The sequence below is a fragment of the Limosilactobacillus gorillae genome, from assembly GCF_001293735.1.
In the GTDB taxonomy this organism is placed as follows: Bacteria; Bacillota; Bacilli; order Lactobacillales; family Lactobacillaceae; genus Limosilactobacillus; species Limosilactobacillus gorillae.
This window is the reverse complement of the sequence record NZ_BCAH01000032.1, coordinates 1-19,288: the sequence shown is the minus strand read 5'-3', so window position 1 is coordinate 19,288 and position 19,288 is coordinate 1. Positions and strand designations below refer to the sequence as shown.

Here is a 19,288-nt window from a genome sequence, read left to right as displayed (position 1 = left end):
GGTTACACAAGTAATTAACCAACTAAGAAAAATGAAAGGAGGAGCCCATGAATTTCGAATTCGACCAGTCCAGTCCGCTGTATCAGCAACTGGCTAACCAACTTGCCGAAATGATTTTTACTGGGGTGTACCAAGAGGGCGAACAAGTTCCTTCCACTACCCAACTATCCGCCAGTTTAAATATCAACCCGGCTACAGTGTTAAAGGGAATGAACCAACTAGTGGCGTTGGGACTGCTTGAAAAACGACGCGGGCGGGGGATGTTTGTCACCTCGGGGGCCCGGAAAAAGTTAGCTACTAAGCACCGGGATGATTTTTATCATAATTACGTGGTAGCGATGGTAATCGAAGCGAAAAAACTCGATATTTCAGAGGAGTATTTACAAGAATTAATCAAACGGGGGTATCAAGATGACAGTCAATGAATTAATAATCGACCACATCACCAAGCGCTACCGGCGGAAGACGGTGATTAACGAAGTTAGCTTTAACCTGGCACCGGGTAAGATTTACGGCCTGCTGGGGCGTAACGGAGCCGGGAAAAGTACCCTGCTAAACATCATTACTAACCGGGTCTTTCCAACTAGTGGGATGGTAACGATGGGACCGCAAAATATCAACAATAATGATGCCGCGCTTGGGAAGATGTATTTGATGAGTGAAGTTAACATGTATCAAAAGTCAACCAAGGTTAAACGAATGCTGGCCGATGCTGATAGCTTCTACGGTAAGTTTGACTTTGAAAATGCCCGGCGGATGCTCAAGCAGTTTGGCATTGACGAAGGAGCTCGCTTCTCCAACCTATCAACTGGGCAAAAGACGGCGACTAAGATCACGATTGCATTAAACGTCAATGCTCAATACATTTTCTTGGACGAGCCGACCCTAGGACTGGATGTTAACTACCGGGAGGCCTTTTACCGGGAGATGCTACGGACCTACAGTGAAAAGCCCCGGACCTTTGTTCTGTCTACCCACCTAATTAGTGAGGTTCAACAGCTGGTGGAAGACGTACTAATTTTGCACGACGGCAACATTGTCATTAACGAGCCGGTTGAACACCTATTGGAACGATCCTACCTGATCACGGGACCGATCAAGTTGGTTGACGAGTACACCGCTGGACTGAAAGTAAATGACACACAAACAATTGGTAACTTGAAAGAGGCAGCAATCATTGGTGAACTAGACGATATGCGCCCAATTCCAGACCAGGTTCAAATCAAGCGCTTAGATTTACAACGGGTCTTCACGGCCCTCACCAACAAGGGGGGAGAATAATGATGAAGCTAAAGCAACAGTACAAGAAGCAACTGTGGGAGTATACTCACGCAACATTAATCGGTCTAATAGTTATGGCTGGCCTGGGTATTATCCAGTTCTTACTTATCCCGCTTGTAGCGGGAAACTTTGCTAGTTTTACGATAAAAAGATTAGGTAGCTCAATCACGGGTGGAATTAGTACCGCTTTGAGTATTGCTGTGTTTATCATGTTCGTAGTTAACATCATAGCGCCATATCCCAACTTCAAGGAGGCGATTGCCAACGGAGTGTCGCGCTGGACTAACTGGCTGGCTCATCACCTGGCCTTAATTACCTTCTTAGTTATTATTTCGCTTCTTGATATGGGAGTGTCTTTGGTTAACGGTGAGACAGTTGGAGTCAATACGATCGTAGCGGTAATCATCATGACCACGACCTTTGGGGCCTTGGGTAACGTTTACGGCCTGCTAAGCATGCGCGGTAGGTTGATCCTAACGATCGGCTTAATAGTAGGTTTCTTTCTCTTTGCCTGGTTACTCGCTAGGCTGATTATCCTTCTATCACCTGAACGCGTTGTAATGGTCCTTCAGTCAGTGAACCATCCACTGGTTTGGGACGCACTTGGGGTGATCTGGGTTGCCCTGATGTTAGCCATCGATTATGGCTGTTCCATGCGGATGCAACTACGCCGTGACTAAGTCGAATAAACTTGGAAGCCTTCTTAATTTATCAGAAGAGGTGTCCATTAAAAAAAACCTGCCCGCGGGCAGGTTTTTTTATTACTTCTTTTCAACGAAGAACTTTGCAAAGTTCCTGGCGTAGGAATGGTTGATCCGTTTTTCCATGATCCAGCGCTTGAATCCCATATCGGCGTCATAGTGGAAAGTGGTTCCCCACTTACCAGCCTTCAAAAGCTTCTTAGCCACTTCCTTGGCCTCGTTTTCCCGGGCATACTTGAGGAAGGTTTGCTTGGAAACCCCTAGCCATAGTCGGTACTTGCTTTCATCCTTGAAGGCGAGCACCGGTTCCTTGTCTTTTAGGGTCTTAGTGATGTAATCTTCAACCGGGTAAGATGGTAGGTTATAGCCATTTAAGGAGACGAAATAAGAGCTCCGGCCCTGGCGCGGGTTTAGATCAAAGACCTTGAACTTGTTGTCGCGGTGGTCAAACTTCAGGTCAAAGTTAACGTAACCAGTGAAGTCAACCTGTTCTAAGAACTGCTTGATATCGTGGTAGATCTGCTCGTTGTATTCTGGCAGGATGGCCACGTAGTTTCCGACGTTTAATGGGTTACAGTCTTCTAGTAACGGGTTCCCCAGCGCCATTAGCTTTACTTGGTGGTACTGGTCGACGTAACAGTTGATTGTCCGCATGTTAGAATCATCGCCAGGGATGTATTCTTGAACAATCAAATCGCCCTTATATGGGCTGTGCTTGTAAATGATCTCTAAGACCTCTTTTAAGCGGTCTTGGTCATTGATAAGATAGGCCTTTTCGTACCCCTCAAAGTTTCCCTTGTGCCATTCAACGGCGTCAGCAGCCTTTAAGGCAATTGGAAAGCCGAACGGCGACTGATAGTTTTGCCAGTCGGTGTCCGGCGTTAAAATTGACGTCTTCGGGTACGGAAGCCCGTATTTTTCACAGGCTTCGTAGAAGGTTTCCTTGTCGGTCAGGTCACAAACCGTCTCGTAATCGGCGTATGGGGTGACCATGTGGTCGATCAGTTGCTTACGGTTTTTAGCCACCAGCTCGGTGTAATCATCTCCGCAAGAGATTAGAAGCGGGGTAATCCCCTTTTCTTGGTATTGGTCTGCGATGTCGATGATCGTCTTGGTGAAGGTCTTGGCGTTCATCAAGTCCGGGACGTGGTGGAAGTTGATAATTTTGGAATACTTGGTTGGTGCGAGGCTCCCCTGGGCGTAAACTTCGGATTTAACCCCGTAGGCGCTGTAAAGCTCCCGGGCCATTCCGTACGCGTTAAAGTCGCTCCCCAGAATTAGTGGAACAAATTTTGCATCCACGATGGTTCCTCCTATACATAAAGATTTTTTGTTAGACACACTGGACATTCTATCATTAATTAGACCGGTTTGATAGACCAGATTCAATGCGTAAGGCGGGAAAAATCAAACTGGGAAATTAGGTTAGCCAGGAGCAATAGTCCACCACCGATTACGAGTGACCAGGTTAGGTGATCGAAGCCTAACAGGACTGAAAAGAGGCTCGAGAATAGCGATTCCGTCATCATGATCATCCCGGCAGCGGTAGCGTTAGTTAGGCGCTGGGCATAGATCTGTAGGAGCTGGGTCATCAAGGTGACCAAAAGCGCCACGGCTAGGAGGGGTGGCAGGGCGGCCTGCCATTCAATCCTAGGCCAGGCTTGGCGCTCAAACAAAAGTGAGTAGACCACCCCGCCCAGACCCTGGACGAGGCTGACCCAAAAGACCATCACCCACGGTGAAACCGTGGTGGCAGTGCTGGCGTAGTAGACGATCTGGAGGGCATAAAAAAAGGCCGATACCAGGACGAGCAGATCGCCCAAGCGGAGGACAAAACCGGTCCGGGCCAGGTTGGTGAGGATCACCATCCCAATGATGGCAATTACGACTGAGCTAAAATCTTGCTTACGGGGGCGCTGGTGATTAAGCCAGGCCAGGAAGGGGACCATGGCGACGTAGGTGGCCGTCAAAAAAGCGTTGTTAGCCGGGGTGGTGTAATAAAGACCGATCGTCCCGAACTGGAAGGCGACGTAGGTAATCACACCGCCGATTAAGCCAACCTTAACGCTGTGGCTGCTCATGTGGCGGAGCTTTTTAGGAAAAAGCAGGGCAATAAAGCCGGCCGCAACCAACCCCCGCCAGCCGTTGATCATACCGGCTGGCATCTTGGCGTTGGTTACCATCTTCATCAAGACGTAGGAGCCACCCCAAATTGCGGCAACAAACCAGAGTAGGGAGTTGCCCACCAAGCGCTCCCGGTTAGCCAGCATCATGCCCCCCGCTGGCCTTGTCGATGGCCTCGATTAGTCCGGCCCGAAGACCGTGTTGCTCTAAGGCATCAATTCCACGGATTGTGGTACCGCCCGGCGAGGCAACCTGGTCACGTAAGAGGGCTGGAGCCAAACCGGTCTCCAGGGCCAGCTTTCCAGTGCCGGTAACCATAGCGGCGATAACTTGGTAGGCGACCTGGCGGTTTAAGCCGTGCTTAACTGCTCCATCGGAGAGGGCGTCCATCATCACGTCGACAAAAGCCGGGCCGCACCCCCCGATTACGCCGACAACGTCAAGGTCTGCTTCCTTGACTGGAATCACCGTTCCCAGGCTGCCCAACACTTCGTTAATCAGGGCGCTAGCGGATTGATCAATCCCTTTACCTAGGGCCAGCCCAATGGCCCCGGCGTTAACGGCAACCGGGGTGTTAGGGATCATTGTGGCCAGGGGCTGACCGTTAAGGGAGGCCGCCAGTTCTTCTTGGCTGATACCAGCGGCAGCCGAAACCATCGCCGTGCCGTTTGGTAGGTCCGCCAAAGAGGCGGCAATCTTTACGGTCAGGGGAGCCGGAGTAGTCAAGATTACCATGTCCGGGGAAAGTTCGATCAGGTCAGCTGGCTTGGTTACCACCGTCATGGAAAGTTCTTCACCCAGTTTTTCAACTCGCGGGTTAACCGGATTGAGCCCGATCAGCTGGTACCGCTTGGTGTTGGCCAGACCCTTGGCGATGGCGCTCCCCATGGCCCCGACGCCGACAATCGCAATTTTTTGCTTCATTTATATCACCTAATTCTCTTCATTCATTAATTGAACGTATGCGCCGTTAATGAAGCCGTGGTCCTCGGCCTCGTACCAAGTAACGCCATTATCATCAACGATTTTGCCGATCAAAACAAGCGGCTGTTTATCATTAACTTGGCCGATCACGTTGCCGTAGGCCTGGTCATAAACATTGACTTTACCATCAGGGATAAAGTCAACCAGGGCCTTTGCCCGGTTGAGCTTTAGGTAGGTAAAGTCGTTTTCCAGGTTAACCCGTGCCGTTGCGGATTGGTTTTTATATGGGGCGGTGGAGAGGATGGTAATGGAATCGTCTCCCTTAACCCAGCGATCGGCGTTAACCTGATACCACAGGACGTGGTCAGTAGTTTCGATCAGCTGAAAAGCCCGTAAGTACAGGCCGGCAGGAACTTTCAGGTCGATAGGCATCCCGTCAACCTGGTCAAACAAGGTGGTTGGTTCCGAGGTTTTTAAGTAGAGAGTTACGTCTTTGATCTTATGCCAATTTTGCTTTCGGTAGTATAAGTGAACCACTTTTTGGTGGTCATCAAAGGTTCCCGTTAATGGTCCCGTCGCCTTAAAAAATTTGTAGCGGGGGATTGCCAATTGGTCAACGGAATATTTATCACCGAGCATCCCTTTCAAAAGGGTCGGTATGTGAAGATTGATGCCGGTGTCAACGTCGGTATAGTACACCCAGACGGGAATACCGGTCCGGAAATTTACGCCCATGATTTTTCACCCCATTCAGTCTTTCGGTTTTGTACACAGTATACCGCAATTGGGGGTTCAAAGTCGCCTGATCAGCTGGAAAATGACCCGTAATCTTGGAAACTATGGTAAAATATTAAGGATTGTTTATCTTGAAAATAGTAAGGGGCTTCCCACTTTAAGGATTGCTCATTGAGTCCTGAGCAGGGGATAAGCCGCCCATTCAAAGCGCGTAAGCGTATTGGTATGCTATAATTGATTGAGATTATGTTGATTTCAAGGATCAAAAATAATACTGATAACCCCTCACTTCACCATGACATGAGGACATACGTAATTCCAGCTGAAGTACCCTTGAGTTTGTGCTGGGATGACGTCATGGGTTGTGGGCAGGTTAACAATAGCTGATTAAAACCACGTCAGTACCTTTGAAAACGCGGAAGAACTGAAATTAGGCTTGGAATGATCCTTGGCGAATAGTTGTGACCGCTGCTCGAATTAGTAAAGTAAGCTGACAATGTTCCAAAATCTCCCACTCTAATCGTTACAGGCAGGAAAGGTGGGGGAGTTTAGAAGTGAGTGGGATAGAGGAGAGAATAGAATGCAAAATCGTCAACGAATTCAGCGCCTGACCACTCAGGCCCTCTTAATTGTAATCATCGTGTTGCAAGATTTGATCCCCATGATTGGGAATATTCCACTTGGCCCCCTGTCAATCACGACCCTGCCCATCACGGTCGGTGTAGTTGCCGTCGTGTGGGGACCAAAGGAAGGGATGGTCGTTGGAGGCGTGTGGGGTCTGCTAACCTGGATCCGGGCCTTTGTCTACCCGTCCAGCCCGCTGGCCCCGCTAATCTTTACTAACCCACTGATTTCGTTTGTCCCCCGGCTCCTAATTGGCCTGGTGGCCGGCTGGGTCTTCATTGGGTTAAAGAAGATGGTTTCCCCAAGCCTGGCGGCCTGTTTTGCCGGCTTGATGGGGTCGGTGACCAATACGGTCTTGGTACTTGGCGGAATCTACCTGTTTGCGAACACCCCGGCGGTTGCCCAGGCCTATCACGCCACCACCAGTAACTTGGCTACGGCCCTGTTAGCAATCGTTACCACCAACGGGTTCGTTGAAATGCTCGTCACGGCGCTTCTGGTTCCGGCAATTGCTTTACCAATCATGCACGCTGTAAAAAAAGACCAAAATAACTAAAAACAAGGCGCCCACCGTTCATTTACGAGCGGTGGGCGCCTTGTTTTAGCTGTTCTTTCATTAATGGTGGGCGTGGATCATTTCTTGTTGCAAAGCGGCCAGGCGCGGTGAGAGGTAAACAGGGTAGCGATCCGGGTTGACCAGACGCTTGGTGGACTCTGGCAGCTTGGCCAGGTGCTCCTTGGCCCGTGTTTGTAGGGTTAAGACGTTGGTTTCAATGGGGAGGGCTCCGGCGCCGACGACCGGGGCCTGAAGAGGTACGGCCGTAAAATTGGTTAGGGTCGTTTGGTTGACGGTGGCCAGCGGGTCGACGTTGGTGACCGTCAGGTTTTCTGGTAATTCCTCATCCGCCAGAGCAATTAGATCGGCAAAGGCCGTTTGCTCCCCGCGGTGAAAGAGGCGATAGGATTGCTTTTGGCCTGGTAGCGTGATCTTTTCACGGGTGTTGGAGAGTTTGATCTTTGGTTGCCACCGGCCGTTGACCTCAAGGGCGGCCAGCTTGTAGACACCGCTTAAGATCGGAGCGGAACCGCTGGTGATCATCTTGTCGCCGACCCCGAAGTTATCGAGGGGCGCTCCCTGTTCAAGCAAGGAAGCGATCACCCCTTCGTCCAGGGAGTTGGAGGCAGTGATCTTAGCATCTTCAAAGCCGTCCTGATCAAGCATCTGGCGGGCAGCCTTAGCAAGCTGGGCGATGTCACCGGAATCAATCCGGATCCCGACTGGCTGGTGACCAGTGGCCTTAAGCTCCTTAAAGACGGTGATTGCGTTAGGGACGCCGGAGGTCAAAACATCGTAGGTGTCGACCAAGAGTGAGGCGTTATCGGGGTAAACTCGTGCCCAAGCCCGAAAGGCGGTCAGCTCGTCATCAAAGGATTGGACCCAGGAGTGGGCCATCGTCCCGGCCGGGGGGAGGTTAAACTTCTTGGCCGCCAAGACGTTGGAAGTGCTAGAACAGCCACCAATTACGGCTGCCCGGGCACCATAGGTAGCGGCGTCCGGTCCTTGAGCCCGTCGTGCACCGAACTCCATCACTGGCCGACCCGCGGCAGCAGCCACGATCCGGCGGGCCTTAGTGGCGATCAAGGACTGGTGGTTCAAGATGTTGAGGAGCCAGGTCTCGATCAGCTGACACTGAACTAGCGGGGCGCAGACCGTCAGGAGGGGTTCACGGGCAAAGACCGGTGTCCCCTCGGGGATGGCGGTAACCGTTCCGGTAAAACGGAAATTCTTGAGGTAGTCCAAAAAGTCCTGCTGGTAAAGGCCAAGCGACTTGAGGTAGGCCAAGTCATCTTCGTCAAAGTGGAGGTTGTTGAGCTCGTCGACAACCTGGGCCAACCCGGCGGCAATTACGAAGCTGCCGTTGTCGGGAACCGTACGGAAGAAAACGTCAAAGACCGCCCGGCGCTCGTCGTCAAAGGAAGCCCGAAAGCCGTTGGCCATTGAGAATTCGTATAGGTCGGTTAAAAGTGCGCACCCCTTCATTTAGGCCACCCCCTCGATAACTTTGGCACCCAAAACATTCTGGAAATGGTTGAGGGCCCATTGTTGCCCCGTTTCAGAAAGGGCGGCAACGGCGTCTTTATACACGGTGAGTTGGTAGCCCTGATTGTATGCATCAATGGCGGTGTGCAGGACACAGATATCGGTGCAGACGCCGCATAGGGCCAGGTGATCAATCCCGCGCTCCTTCAAGAAGAGGGTAAGGCGGGTGCCGCAAAAGGCTGAGTAGCGGGTCTTATCCAGCAGTAAGACGTGGCTGTCATCCCGGTGAGCCTGGTACCAGTCCGCTAAGGGGCCGTAAAACGCCCGTCCCCAGCTCCCTCGCTCGTTATGGGCGGGGAAGAGTTTGCTTTCCGGGTGGTAGGGGTCGTTTGGCTGGTGGACATCGGTGGGAAGAATTACCCACTGGCCCTTGGCGAGGGCCTGGTCAGCGAGGGCGACGATGGTATCGGCCAGTGCCTGGGCCGGCTGGCCACAGGTCAGGGCACCGTTGTCGGCCACGAAGTCATTGGTGTAATCAATAATCAGTAGTGCTTGCTTGTCCATGGAAAACCTCCTTGGTCAGGGCGTTGTTATGTTAATTAAAGTAAAAATTACCTAAATCACAATAAAGGTAAGAGTGACTTCTATTCCTTGCAGTCAATCCTACTCTTCTTGCGTCGGTTTAGCTACCCTTTCAAACGATAAATTTTGGGTGGGCGGCCGCTTTGTCTTGGTACGGCAGTTCCGTACTCCTCAAACAAGTGGGCGTGCGTCTTGCGAAAGTTGGAGTTGTCGATCGCAGCGGGGGTTGTTTTCAGGAAGATGGCGTAAACGGTCCGGGCTTCTTTTAAGGTGAAGGTGTCACCAAGGATCTTCAAGACGTTGGGCTGGTAATCGAGTTTATTTTTGATTCGGGTTAAGGCGGTAGCCACGATCTGGTCGTGATCAAAGGCCAGGGCTGGCGTAGCACCCCCCAGGGTGAAGGTATGGCGACCGTTTTGCAGGGTGTCGCAATCGCTGAACCGCTTGAGGGTAAACCAGGCCACCTCGCTAGCCCCATAGCCCGGTTTGAGCGTTGGCATCGAAGGTAAGAAGGTCATGTAGGCTAGCGCCAGGGCCCGCTCACCCGGTGTCCTGTCGGGGGCGGTGAAGGTTGCTAGCTGTTCAGTGGCCGTCAGGTCTAGATCCAGGCCAATTTTGTCCTTAATAAGGCGAATGGCGGCATCATCGGCGCTTTCGTGGCTGCGCAGGAGGGTTTCAGGTAGGGCCCAGGCGTGTTCAAAGGGGGCCTGATTGCGGCGTACCAAGAGGAGTTGGACGCTTGAGGTTGTTGCGTCAAACGACCAGATGAGGTTGGTGACCGTAATTAGGGGGCGGGTGAGTAGTAATTCGTCACTCACGGGATCAATCCTTTCATGTTGATTAGCTCCATTTTATCATAGTAAAACCCGCCTCCCGGGGTGGGGAAGCGGGTCAGTAGGTTAGTAGTGCCTAGTCTTCTTGGCTTTCTTTGGTGGTGTCGCTTGCCGGAGCGGCGATAGCCTTTGGTGCGGCGACCACGGAGATCTTACCGTCTTCATCAACTTGGGCGGTTAATTCAGTGACGCCAGCGTGATCCAAAACGTAATCGGCGATCTGGTCTTCAATGTGTTCTTGGATTACCCGGCGCAGTGGACGGGCCCCCATCTTCGGGTCAAAGCCCAAGTCGACTAGCTTTTCCTTCACGGCATCTGGCACGTTAATGTGAAGGTTGCGGTCGGCTAACATCTGGTTGACATCGTCGATCAAGAGACCGACGATCTTCATCAAATCAGCCTTGGTCAGGGCGTTGAACTCAACGATGTCGTCGAAACGATTCAAGAATTCCGGCTTGAAGTAGTTAGTTAGCTTGGAAATAACCGACTTAGTTTGGCCAGCTGCTTCGGCCCCGAACCCAACGGAGGCAACCATGTCCCCGGTCCCGGCGTTAGAGGTCATAATGATGATCGTATCCTTGAAGGAGACCGTCCGGCCCTGGGAGTCGGTTAAGCGGCCGTCGTCTAAGATTTGTAAGAACATGTGCATCACGTCAGGGTGCGCCTTTTCAACCTCGTCCAACAGGATTAGGCTGTACGGGTGACGCCGGACCTGTTCGGTCAGCTGACCGGCCTCTTCATAACCAACGTACCCTGGGGCGGCCCCAATCAGCTTCGAAGTTGACGTTTTATCCATGTATTCGGACATGTCAAAGCGGATCATGGCATCCTTGGAGCCAAAGAGGAGCTTAGCCAGTTGCTTGGCGGTTTCGGTCTTCCCGACCCCAGTTGGTCCAACGAAGAGGAAGCTTCCGATCGGCCGGCCGGACTTGTTCAAACCAATCCGGTTACGTCGAATTGCCCGGGCGATCTTATCGACAGCCTCGTTTTGACCAATGACGTGTTCTTCCAGCTGCTTGTCTAAGTCCTTAAGCTGGTTTTGTTCCTGCTTTTGCAAGTCGCTGACCGGGATGTTAGTCATCTCTTCGACGATCTTTTGCATGTCAGCAGCCGTCACCGTTGCCGCTTGGTCGGTGTGGTTTTCTTCGGCGTCCTTCTTAGCCTTAGTCAGACGGGTGACTTGGTCACGGTAGAAGGCGGCCTTTTCGTAATCCTGGGATTCAACGGCCTGTTGCTTGTGGGCCTCAGCGGTGTGAATCTCGTTTTCGATCGTGCGTGGGTCGGCAGTCTTTAGGGTTAGGTTCTTACGGGAGCCGGCTTCATCCAGGAGGTCGATGGCCTTATCAGGCAAGAAGCGGTCCTGGATGTAGCGATCAGATAGTTTTGCCGCCGCAATGATCGCGTCGTTGGTGTAGGAAACGTGGTGGTAATCTTGGTAGCGACCCTTGACCCCATTTAAGATCTGGATCGTTTCCTCAACGGATGGCTGTTCGACTTCTACCGGCTGGAAGCGGCGGGCCAGGGCCGCATCCTTTTCGATCTTACGGTATTCGCTTAGGGTGGTAGCCCCGATTAATTGGAACTCACCGCGAGCTAAGGCCGGCTTCAAGACGTTACCGGCATCCATGCCACCCTCGGCGTTACCGGCGCCCATGATTTCGTGGATTTCATCAATAAAGAGGATTACATTTTCATCCTTAGAAACCTCTTGAATTAGCTGTTGCATTCGCTGTTCAAATTGGCCCCGGATCCCGGTGCCTTGCACTAAGGAAACCACGTCGAGGCGGATAACTTCCTTGTTGGCCAGCTTTTCTGGCACCTGGCCGGAAACAATCGCCTGGGCTAACCCTTCGACCACGGCGGTCTTCCCGACCCCGGCTTCTCCAATCAGAACCGGGTTATTCTTAGTCCGTCGGTTGAGGATTTCGACGACCCGGGCAATTTCCTTGTCCCGGCCAATTACCGGGTCGATCTTCCCTTGGCGGGCTAATTCGGTCATGTTAATACCGAACTGGTTGAGTAAGCCCTTGCCGTTACCCCGGCCGCCGCCTTGGCGTTGCTTTTGGTTTAAGTTGGCTTGCTGAGTATCATTATTAGCTTGCTGGTTTTGCATGTTGTTCATGGCGTTCATGAAGTCTTCGAGGCTTCCGAAGCCGAATCCATTATTCATATCATTGCCCCCGTTCAACAGGTTCATTTGCATATTTTGGAGTTGTTGGTAGCAATTTTGACACAGGTCAATCTGCATCTTCTGCCCGTTCACCATCATTTGTAGGTGAATGGTGGCTTGGTTTTTCTGACAAACTTGACAGAGCATCAATCAATCCCCCTTCGTCCTTGGTCACTTTTGACCTTTCTTGACCATTACCCTCATTATACTTACTTTTTGTGGGATCGCAAGTGATTTACACCCTCAATTGAAAGGGCGTGCCCCTTTAATTTCGATAAAAAAATTACCATGTAAGGGCTCCCGATACCGAAAATTTTAGCACTGTTTGTCAACTAATGCTAAAATGAGTGCTAGCCTAGGTAAGGGATAGGAGGAATCAACATGGTGTCCAAGGAAGACTTTGAACGTCAACTGGCCGATTTACACGATGGGAAGGTCGACGAACTAATTGTGGAGCCCGACACGTTTATGGCTTTTCAGCGCGCCTACCAGGAGAGTTCTTTCCGGAGTCAAATTGTGGGGAAGGCCAACCGGGGCGGGAAAATTCACTATCGTCTTAAAACTGACTAAAAGATATCATGGATCGCCTTGTATTTACCGCTTACAATCGCTATAATTTAAGTAAATAGTGAGTGTTGGCCTAAAGAGATGCAATCTAACTGTTACCAACGCTAAATCACACTAAGGAGATTGATTATAATGGAAAAACGCGACTTTACGATTACTGCCGAAGCTGGGATTCACGCCCGTCCTGCAACGATTCTTGTTCAAACGGCATCTAAGTTCACTTCAGACATTTCCCTTGCTTACAATGGTAAGAGTGTTAACCTGAAGTCCATCATGGGAGTTATGTCTCTTGGGGTTGGCCAAAACGCTGACGTTACCATTACTGCTGAAGGTGACGACGAAGCGAAGGCTATCGAAGCCGTTGCCGAAACCATGACTAAGGAAGGCCTGGCTGACTAATATGGCCACCATACTCGACGGGGTGGCTGCCGGTGGTGGGATTGCCATCGCCCCAGTCTACCGGTTGGGTGAATCGCGGTTTACGGTTAAAGCTAAATACACCGATCATGTGAATCATGAAGTCAGCCGGCTTCATGATTCTTTTTCGTTAGCACGCCGTGAATTGGAGGACCTTCACCGCCGAGCCCACCAAAAGATGGGAGAGAAGGCAGCTACCGTGATTGACGCCCAGTTAGCCATTGCCAAGGACCAGACCTTTGAAAGTGAGATCGTTGACGCCATTCAGCGTTATTCAACCACGGCGGCTTGGACGGCCAGCCAGCGAATCGATCACTACTTGACCATCTTTAAGAACCAGTCCGCTAGTCAGGGAAATTACTACCACTCCCGCGGGGTGGCGTTGCAAGATTTTAAGAAGCGTCTCTTAGCCCATCTCTTAGATGAAGAATTACCGGACTTAGGTAAGTTAGACCACCGGGCGATCATTGTCGCCCACCAGTTGACGCCGACCGATATCATTCAGTTGAATCCCCAACTGGTGGCTGGGATCGTTACTGACGTGGGGGGCCGGGCCGCTCACTTTTTGGTCATGAGCAAGGAGATGCGCTTTCCGACCGTGGTTGATACTAAGGTTGTTACTGAACGTGCGGCCACTGACATGGTGGCGATCATTGACGGAACTCATGGGCGGGTGATTTTACAACCAACGCCCCAACAGATTGATGATTACCAGCGCAAGGCCAGCCAACAGAGCGCCCATCTTCGTGAACTGGGGGTCTTAAAGAACCAGGAGACCGTTAGTGCTGATGGCCACCACTTTGAGGTTGCCGCTAACCTGGCCCTCGCCCGGGAAAGTGATGAGTTAGCAACGAGCGGAGCCGAGGGGGTCGGATTATTCCGGAGTGAATTTTTGTTCTTGCACCAGAAAAACCTGCCGGACGAAGAGAGCCAGTTTTGGGCCTACCGGAAGGTCTTATTAGCCGCTGGTAACCAGCGGGTGGTGATCCGGACTTTAGACGTCGGTGGCGACAAACAGCTCCCCCAGGTCCCCATAGAACACGAGCATAATCCCTTCTTGGGGATGCGGGGATTGCGGGTCAGCCTGGCTTACCCGGAGCTGTTTAGGACTCAGCTACGGGCACTTTTACGGGCCTCTGCTTACGGGCGATTGGCGATCATGTTCCCGATGGTCGCCACGGTTGATGAATTCAGGCGGGCCCAGCAGATGGTGGATCAGGAAAAGAAACACCTCATCCAGGAGGGAATTCCAGTGGGTCAAGAATATGAAGTTGGGGCAATGATCGAAATTCCAGCCGCCGTTGCGATGGCTGACCAGTTAGCTCAATACGCTGACTTTTTTTCGATCGGAACCAACGATTTGATCCAGTATCTCTTTGCCGTCGATCGGGGTAATGAGCATGTGGCTAGCCTCTACCAGTCCCTGCACCCGGCAGTCTTACGGGCCGTCAAGCAAACAATTGACTGTGCCCACGCCGAGGGAAAGTGGATCGGAATGTGTGGTGAAATGGCTACAATTCCAGCTGCCGTCCCGCTACTAGCGGCGATGGGTCTGGATGAATTTTCCGTGCCGCTGGGCCAGATTTTACCGATTCGTTCACAGATTCGCCGGCTTAAGGTGCGACAATTACAGCCGCTAATTCACCATGCCTTGGCCGCCCATAGCCCCGCTGAAGTCAGGGCGCTAGTCGATCAATTAACCAGTTATATGAAGTAATGATCACATTAAGGGAAGCTTAAGCTGACCGCCAAGAAAAAGTGGAACTTCATCATCTGACGGGGTGCCGTGCTAGAGTGCGGGCACCCCGTTTGTGGTCTCACTTGCCCTAGGATGGGAAATAGGGCTAAAATAGCTTAAATTGCGCCTGAAAATTACCTTTAGTATAATTAACCATAGTTTATTCCGAAGAATTAAAGGAGCGAAACTTTGAAGATTGGTTTGTTTACAGATACGTACTTTCCCCAGGTGAGTGGGGTGGCCACCTCGATCAAGACCTTGCGTGATCAGCTGAGCGCAATGGGCCACGAGGTCTACATTTTTACAACCACTGACCCAGCTGCCGACCCTAAGGAAGATCAGGCGGCGGGAATTTACCGCTTTCCTAGCATTCCTTTTGTCTCCTTTACGGATCGGCGGATTGCCGTTAGCGGTTGGTGGAAGGTATTACGATTGGCCAAAAAGCTTGATTTGGATGTGGTGCACAACCAGACCGAGTTTTCCCTGGGGATGATGGGGAAGATGGTAGCCAGGGAGATGAAGATCCCGTGCCTGCACACCTACCACACGATGTACCAGGATTACCTCCACTACATTGCTAACGGTCGGGTCCTGCGGCCAAAGGACGTGGCCCACTTAGCCCACTTCTACCTTAAGAATATGACCGGGGTAATCGCCCCTTCCGAGCGGGTCCTTGACACCCTCCTGACCTACGGGGTGGAAGCACCAATTCGGGTGATCCCAACCGGGGTCAACCTGGAGGTCTTTCAAACTCCGGACACCAAGGAGGAGATCAGTGCCCTGCGCAAGAAGCTGGGGTTTGACGATGATACTCCGGTACTCTTATCACTCTCACGGGTGGCCTTTGAAAAAAACATCCACGCCCTTATTGAGGCGATGCCAGATATCCTGGAACAACAGCCGGCCGCTCAGCTGTTAATTGTCGGCGAAGGCCCGGCCCGGCCGACCTTGGAACGCCAGGTGCGGGAGATGGGCCTTAGCGATCATGTTTCCTTTACCGGTCAGGTTGATAACAACCAGGTCAGTCACTACTACCAGATGGCTGACGTCTTCGTTTCGGCTAGTGATTCTGAAACCCAGGGCTTAACCTACGATGAGGCACTGGCCAGTGATCTGCCGATTGTGGTCATGCGCTCTGAATATACCGACGAATTGATTGATGACCCAGCCATTGGGCGTTCCTTCCAGAAACGGGCCGACCTGGTTAAGGGAGTTTTAGAATACCTAACCACACCGACAAGTACGGAGGCGGTGGCTAAGCGCCAGGCGAAGCTTCACGATATCTCTGCTGAGGTGTTTGGTGAGCGGGTGCTCGACTTTTACCAAGTGTGCCAAAAGGAGCTGGAACAAAAACGAAGTGCCGGGAGTAGGCGCCGTCGTTTTCGTCATTTGAGGAACCAAAATGATTAAAATTACCATGTATTCTTCGGCCGACAAAGTTGCCGGTCAGGGGGTCGGGAGCGCCTATACGGAGCTTTTGTCTCTTTTAAAGGATCGCTTTGACGACCAGTTTGACATTCAGATCAATGAATTTAACCGTCAGAACGACATCAGCCACTACCATACGATTGACCCCCGCTTTTTTATTTCGACCTTTTCTAAGAGACGGGGGAAAAAGATTGGCTACGTCCACTTTCTTCCCGAGACCATGGAGGGGAGTTTAAAGATCCCCCAACCGTTTCGGGGGATCTTTTATCACTACTTGATCTCCTTTTATAAGCGGATGGATCACCTGGTGGTCGTCAATCCCTCCTTTATTCCGAAGCTGGCTGCCTACGGAATCGATTCGAATAAGGTAACCTATATCCCTAACTTCGTGGACGACCAGCGCTTTTATCCGGTTACGGAAGAGCGGCGGCGACAATTGTACCGCCAATGGGGACTTGACGATGAACGCTTCACGGTAGTTGGCAGCGGCCAGATCCAGGAACGTAAGGGCGTCTTTGATTTCATCCAACTCGCCCGGCAGAATCCAGCCTTTCAGTTCATCTGGGCCGGGGGTTTTTCCTTTGGGCGAATCACCGACGGCTATCAGGAACTCAAAAAGGTGGTTGCTAATCCGCCAGCCAACCTTAAGTTTCCCGGTATCGTCACTCGCGATCAGATTGCCGAGTTAAACAACATCGCCGATCTATTCTTGTTGCCATCGTACAACGAGCTTTTTCCCATGTCGGTGTTAGAAGCCTTCTCCTGTGGGACGCCGGTCATGCTACGGGACCTTGATTTATATCACTCAATCATTGATGGTTACTATCTGCCGGCCAAGGATGTCAATGAGATGCAGGCCCAGCTCGAGCGAATCGCTAAGGACCCGGTGGCCTTAGATGAGTTGCGCCAAAAGTCACTGACGGCAGCACAGCGTTACTCCAAGGATCACTTGGCCGCTGAATGGCACCACTTCTATCGAACGCAGGCGGGAGGAAAGTAAGATGTCACGAAAGAACTGGATCGTCTTGATCCTAATGCTGCTGGCGGGAGGGGGGATTTTTGCCTTCTCCCTTCGCAATACGAATTTAAAGCAGTTAGGCATTGACCTAGCTAACCTCAATTGGGGCTGGTTTAGTGTGGCCGTTCTATGTATCTGCCTGTACCTGGGCCTAGAAGGGGTGGTCACCAAGATCTTCATGGCCGACCGTTACCCGGACTTCAGCTGGAAAAACGCGATGCGGGTGCCGCTGGTCGAACAGTTATTTAACGGGATTACGCCCTTTTCAACAGGGGGCCAGCCTGCCCAGTTAATAGCAATGCTCCAGGCCGGTGTCGATGGGGGCCGGGCTAGCTCGGTTCTATTGATGAAGTTTGTTGTCTTCCAGGGGATGATCGTGATCAACTTCATCATCAGTATGGTGATTGGTTTTCATTACATCGCCACCAAGCTGCATGCTTTATCCTTGCTGGTGATGTTTGGCTTTATTATTCACCTGGGCGTGATCGTTGCCCTACTGCTAGTTATGTATTGGCATTCCTTTACTAAGCGAGCCACTAACTTCTTATTGCGCCCGGTGCGCTGGTTTGTTAAACCAGAGCGCTACCAAAGATGGCAGACGGTCTTGGACGCCCGGATTGACTCCTTTTACGCTGAGAGCCTGAAGATGCGTCAGGAATATGGGAAACTGGCTAAGGTCAGTGTGGTTACGCTGGTTCAATTGGCCTTTTATTACCTGATTCCCTATTTTATCTTACTGGCCCTAGGTGTTCCCAACATCAATATGGTCATGGTCGTTTGCTTAAACGTCTTGATCTTCATGATTACCTCTCTCTTTCCAATTCCTGGTGGAACTGGGGGGGCTGAGTACTCCTTTACCGTCTTATTTGCTAGCTTCATTTCTTCAAATGCCAAATTGGTTTTAGCGATGTTGTTGTGGCGGATACTGACCTATTACTTCGGGATGTTTGCTGGAATGGTGGCTTTGGTTATCAAGGCGGATCCGGTTAAGCCTTATAAGTAACTCGGCAACGCCCCCATATAGTTGTTAATAAGCGCAGTCTCCTTATGGGGGCTGCGTTTTTTATTTGAAAGAAGGCGGGGACGTTAACTTAAGGGGAATTGTGGTTGTCGTTGCTGATGGATGAGTGGGACCGATGGAGACGTGAGACGGTAACCTTGTTAAAGTGGTCCAATAACAATGGGAAACGGTTAGCGTTTTTACATCCCCTGCGGATGATGATGGATAGAGGGGACTGAAAAAGGCCTTATGACCCCATTGTGTTGGCATAAGGAGACTCTTTGCCTTTACTAGTCAGGAAGGGTAGAATGATTTAGGTGACAAGGAGGGAGCGAGTGGGATGGTTAATTCAAATCTACGCCGGATCATTAAACGCTTAGAAGCGATGGTGATTGATAGCGCTGGTCCTATTCAGGTACGTACCTTTGAGCGGTATGGAATTGCCGTGTGCGACGTACTTTACAATCAAGAGAGTGGCGAGTTCGTTGTTAAAAGGGTTATGTCCGGGGAGTTGACGGTGTTTGATCAGCTCGACCTAGCTGCCATTGAGGTGTATGACTGCGTAGAAGATTTTCGCCAACAATTTTAAGTTTTTTGTTCAAAAGTGTTGACGATAGCAAAAGTCGCTGGTATAGTATTTAATCGTTGTGATAAGCAAGGCGCTTCGTTAACGAGGCGCCTATGAAATCCTTCAAAAACATTATTGACAGTTGATTATTTTATGTGATATATTAATTAAGCTGTTAAATTAGAAACAACGATGAGTTGTTAAAGGAATTAAAAAAGTTCTTGACAAGTTAAATTGTTTCTGATATAATGTTTAAGTTAGCTGGTTAACTTAACCGGTTGGCGGTAGACCTTTGAAAACTGAATAATGTTTCGACAAATCAAATGTGTAGGGTCCTTGATCATTGATCAAGGCAAATAACATTTGCGAAGTCAATTCGCTTAATTAATTACAAGAGCTATTCAAGCTTCTTATTTAATATGAGAGTTTGATCCTGGCTCAGGATGAACGCCGGCGGTGTGCCTAATACATGCAAGTCGAACGCGTTGGTCCAATTGACAACTGGTGCTTGCACCGGTTAGATTTTGGTCGCCAACG

At 50.9% G+C, this 19,288-nt stretch carries 19 protein-coding genes; 11 read left to right on the top strand and 8 right to left on the bottom strand.

Features of this window, described 5'->3' with window-relative positions; translation table 11 throughout:
• The first annotated feature begins 47 nt into the window (after nucleotides 1-47).
• The 3 genes from AOQ57_RS06010 to AOQ57_RS06000 are packed head-to-tail and all read left to right on the top strand — an operon-like array spanning nucleotide 48 to nucleotide 1,961.
• On the top strand, nucleotides 48-425 hold the full coding sequence (locus AOQ57_RS06010) for a GntR family transcriptional regulator (protein WP_093626181.1): 378 nt from the start codon (nucleotides 48-50) through the stop codon (nucleotides 423-425).
• Complete coding sequence (locus AOQ57_RS06005) at nucleotides 412-1,281, top strand: ATP-binding cassette domain-containing protein (protein WP_093626179.1); 870 nt, start codon at nucleotides 412-414, stop codon at nucleotides 1,279-1,281. Before AOQ57_RS06010 ends, AOQ57_RS06005 begins: the two co-directional genes overlap by 14 nt.
• Entirely contained in the window at nucleotides 1,281-1,961 is a 681-nt protein-coding gene (locus AOQ57_RS06000) for a hypothetical protein (protein ID WP_093626177.1), read from the top strand. The genes AOQ57_RS06005 and AOQ57_RS06000 overlap by 1 nt, the downstream gene beginning before the upstream one ends.
• A gap of 81 nt (nucleotides 1,962-2,042) precedes the next feature.
• Here AOQ57_RS06000 and AOQ57_RS05995 read toward each other — a convergent pair whose 3' ends face one another.
• The 4 genes from AOQ57_RS05995 to AOQ57_RS05980 form a co-directional block, all read right to left on the bottom strand.
• Nucleotides 2,043-3,284 (bottom strand): carboxylate--amine ligase, encoded by a 1,242-nt coding sequence (locus AOQ57_RS05995; RefSeq protein ID WP_093626175.1) that lies wholly within the window; start codon nucleotides 3,282-3,284, stop codon nucleotides 2,043-2,045.
• Between the two features lie 83 nt (nucleotides 3,285-3,367).
• Entirely contained in the window at nucleotides 3,368-4,255 is an 888-nt protein-coding gene (locus tag AOQ57_RS05990; protein WP_235789014.1) for a DMT family transporter, read from the bottom strand.
• Complete coding sequence (gene proC, locus AOQ57_RS05985; protein WP_093626171.1) at nucleotides 4,242-5,030, bottom strand: pyrroline-5-carboxylate reductase; 789 nt, start codon at nucleotides 5,028-5,030, stop codon at nucleotides 4,242-4,244. Before proC ends, AOQ57_RS05990 begins: the two co-directional genes overlap by 14 nt.
• Nucleotides 5,031-5,039: 9 nt before the next feature.
• Nucleotides 5,040-5,765, bottom strand: coding sequence for a MucBP domain-containing protein (locus AOQ57_RS05980; RefSeq protein WP_093626169.1), 726 nt, complete (start codon nucleotides 5,763-5,765; stop codon nucleotides 5,040-5,042).
• Nucleotides 5,766-6,345: 580 nt separating this feature from the next.
• Between AOQ57_RS05980 and AOQ57_RS05975 the strand changes: the two genes are divergently transcribed.
• Complete coding sequence (locus AOQ57_RS05975) at nucleotides 6,346-6,945, top strand: ECF transporter S component (protein WP_093626167.1); 600 nt, start codon at nucleotides 6,346-6,348, stop codon at nucleotides 6,943-6,945.
• 60 nt (nucleotides 6,946-7,005) lie between these two features.
• Here the strand turns inward: AOQ57_RS05975 and AOQ57_RS05970 are convergent, their stop codons facing one another.
• From AOQ57_RS05970 to AOQ57_RS05955, 4 genes are all read right to left on the bottom strand, one after another.
• Entirely contained in the window at nucleotides 7,006-8,430 is a 1,425-nt protein-coding gene (locus AOQ57_RS05970) for a nicotinate phosphoribosyltransferase (protein ID WP_093626165.1), read from the bottom strand.
• Nucleotides 8,431-8,994 (bottom strand): cysteine hydrolase family protein, encoded by a 564-nt coding sequence (locus AOQ57_RS05965; RefSeq protein ID WP_093626163.1) that lies wholly within the window; start codon nucleotides 8,992-8,994, stop codon nucleotides 8,431-8,433. It lies immediately after the preceding gene.
• A gap of 122 nt (nucleotides 8,995-9,116) precedes the next feature.
• Nucleotides 9,117-9,830, bottom strand: a complete 714-nt coding sequence (locus tag AOQ57_RS05960; RefSeq protein WP_093626161.1) for an NUDIX hydrolase — start codon at nucleotides 9,828-9,830, stop codon at nucleotides 9,117-9,119.
• 91 nt (nucleotides 9,831-9,921) lie between these two features.
• Nucleotides 9,922-12,162 (bottom strand): ATP-dependent Clp protease ATP-binding subunit, encoded by a 2,241-nt coding sequence (locus AOQ57_RS05955; RefSeq protein ID WP_093626158.1) that lies wholly within the window; start codon nucleotides 12,160-12,162, stop codon nucleotides 9,922-9,924.
• Nucleotides 12,163-12,396: 234 nt separating this feature from the next.
• Here AOQ57_RS05955 and ykzS point away from each other — a divergent pair, with 234 nt between their 5' ends.
• The 7 genes from ykzS to AOQ57_RS05920 all read left to right on the top strand — a co-directional run bounded on the left by ykzS (nucleotide 12,397) and on the right by AOQ57_RS05920 (nucleotide 18,772).
• Entirely contained in the window at nucleotides 12,397-12,585 is a 189-nt protein-coding gene (gene ykzS, locus AOQ57_RS05950) for a protein YkzS (protein WP_093626156.1), read from the top strand.
• A 129-nt stretch (nucleotides 12,586-12,714) separates the two neighbouring features.
• Entirely contained in the window at nucleotides 12,715-12,981 is a 267-nt protein-coding gene (locus AOQ57_RS05945; protein WP_093626154.1) for a phosphocarrier protein HPr, read from the top strand.
• 1 nt (nucleotide 12,982) lies between these two features.
• Entirely contained in the window at nucleotides 12,983-14,716 is a 1,734-nt protein-coding gene (gene ptsP / locus AOQ57_RS05940; RefSeq protein WP_093626152.1) for a phosphoenolpyruvate--protein phosphotransferase, read from the top strand.
• Between the two features lie 210 nt (nucleotides 14,717-14,926).
• Nucleotides 14,927-16,147 carry a glycosyltransferase family 4 protein gene (locus tag AOQ57_RS05935; RefSeq protein WP_093626150.1) on the top strand — a complete coding sequence of 407 codons (1,221 nt, stop codon included), beginning with the start codon at nucleotides 14,927-14,929 and terminating at the stop codon, nucleotides 16,145-16,147.
• On the top strand, nucleotides 16,140-17,165 hold the full coding sequence (locus tag AOQ57_RS05930) for a glycosyltransferase family 4 protein (protein ID WP_093626148.1): 1,026 nt from the start codon (nucleotides 16,140-16,142) through the stop codon (nucleotides 17,163-17,165). The genes AOQ57_RS05935 and AOQ57_RS05930 overlap by 8 nt, the downstream gene beginning before the upstream one ends.
• Before the next feature lies 1 nt (nucleotide 17,166).
• Entirely contained in the window at nucleotides 17,167-18,186 is a 1,020-nt protein-coding gene (locus AOQ57_RS05925) for a lysylphosphatidylglycerol synthase transmembrane domain-containing protein (protein ID WP_093626146.1), read from the top strand.
• Nucleotides 18,187-18,523: 337 nt separating this feature from the next.
• Nucleotides 18,524-18,772, top strand: coding sequence for a DUF1797 family protein (locus tag AOQ57_RS05920; protein ID WP_093626144.1), 249 nt, complete (start codon nucleotides 18,524-18,526; stop codon nucleotides 18,770-18,772).
• Nucleotides 18,773-19,288: the final 516 nt, after the last annotated feature.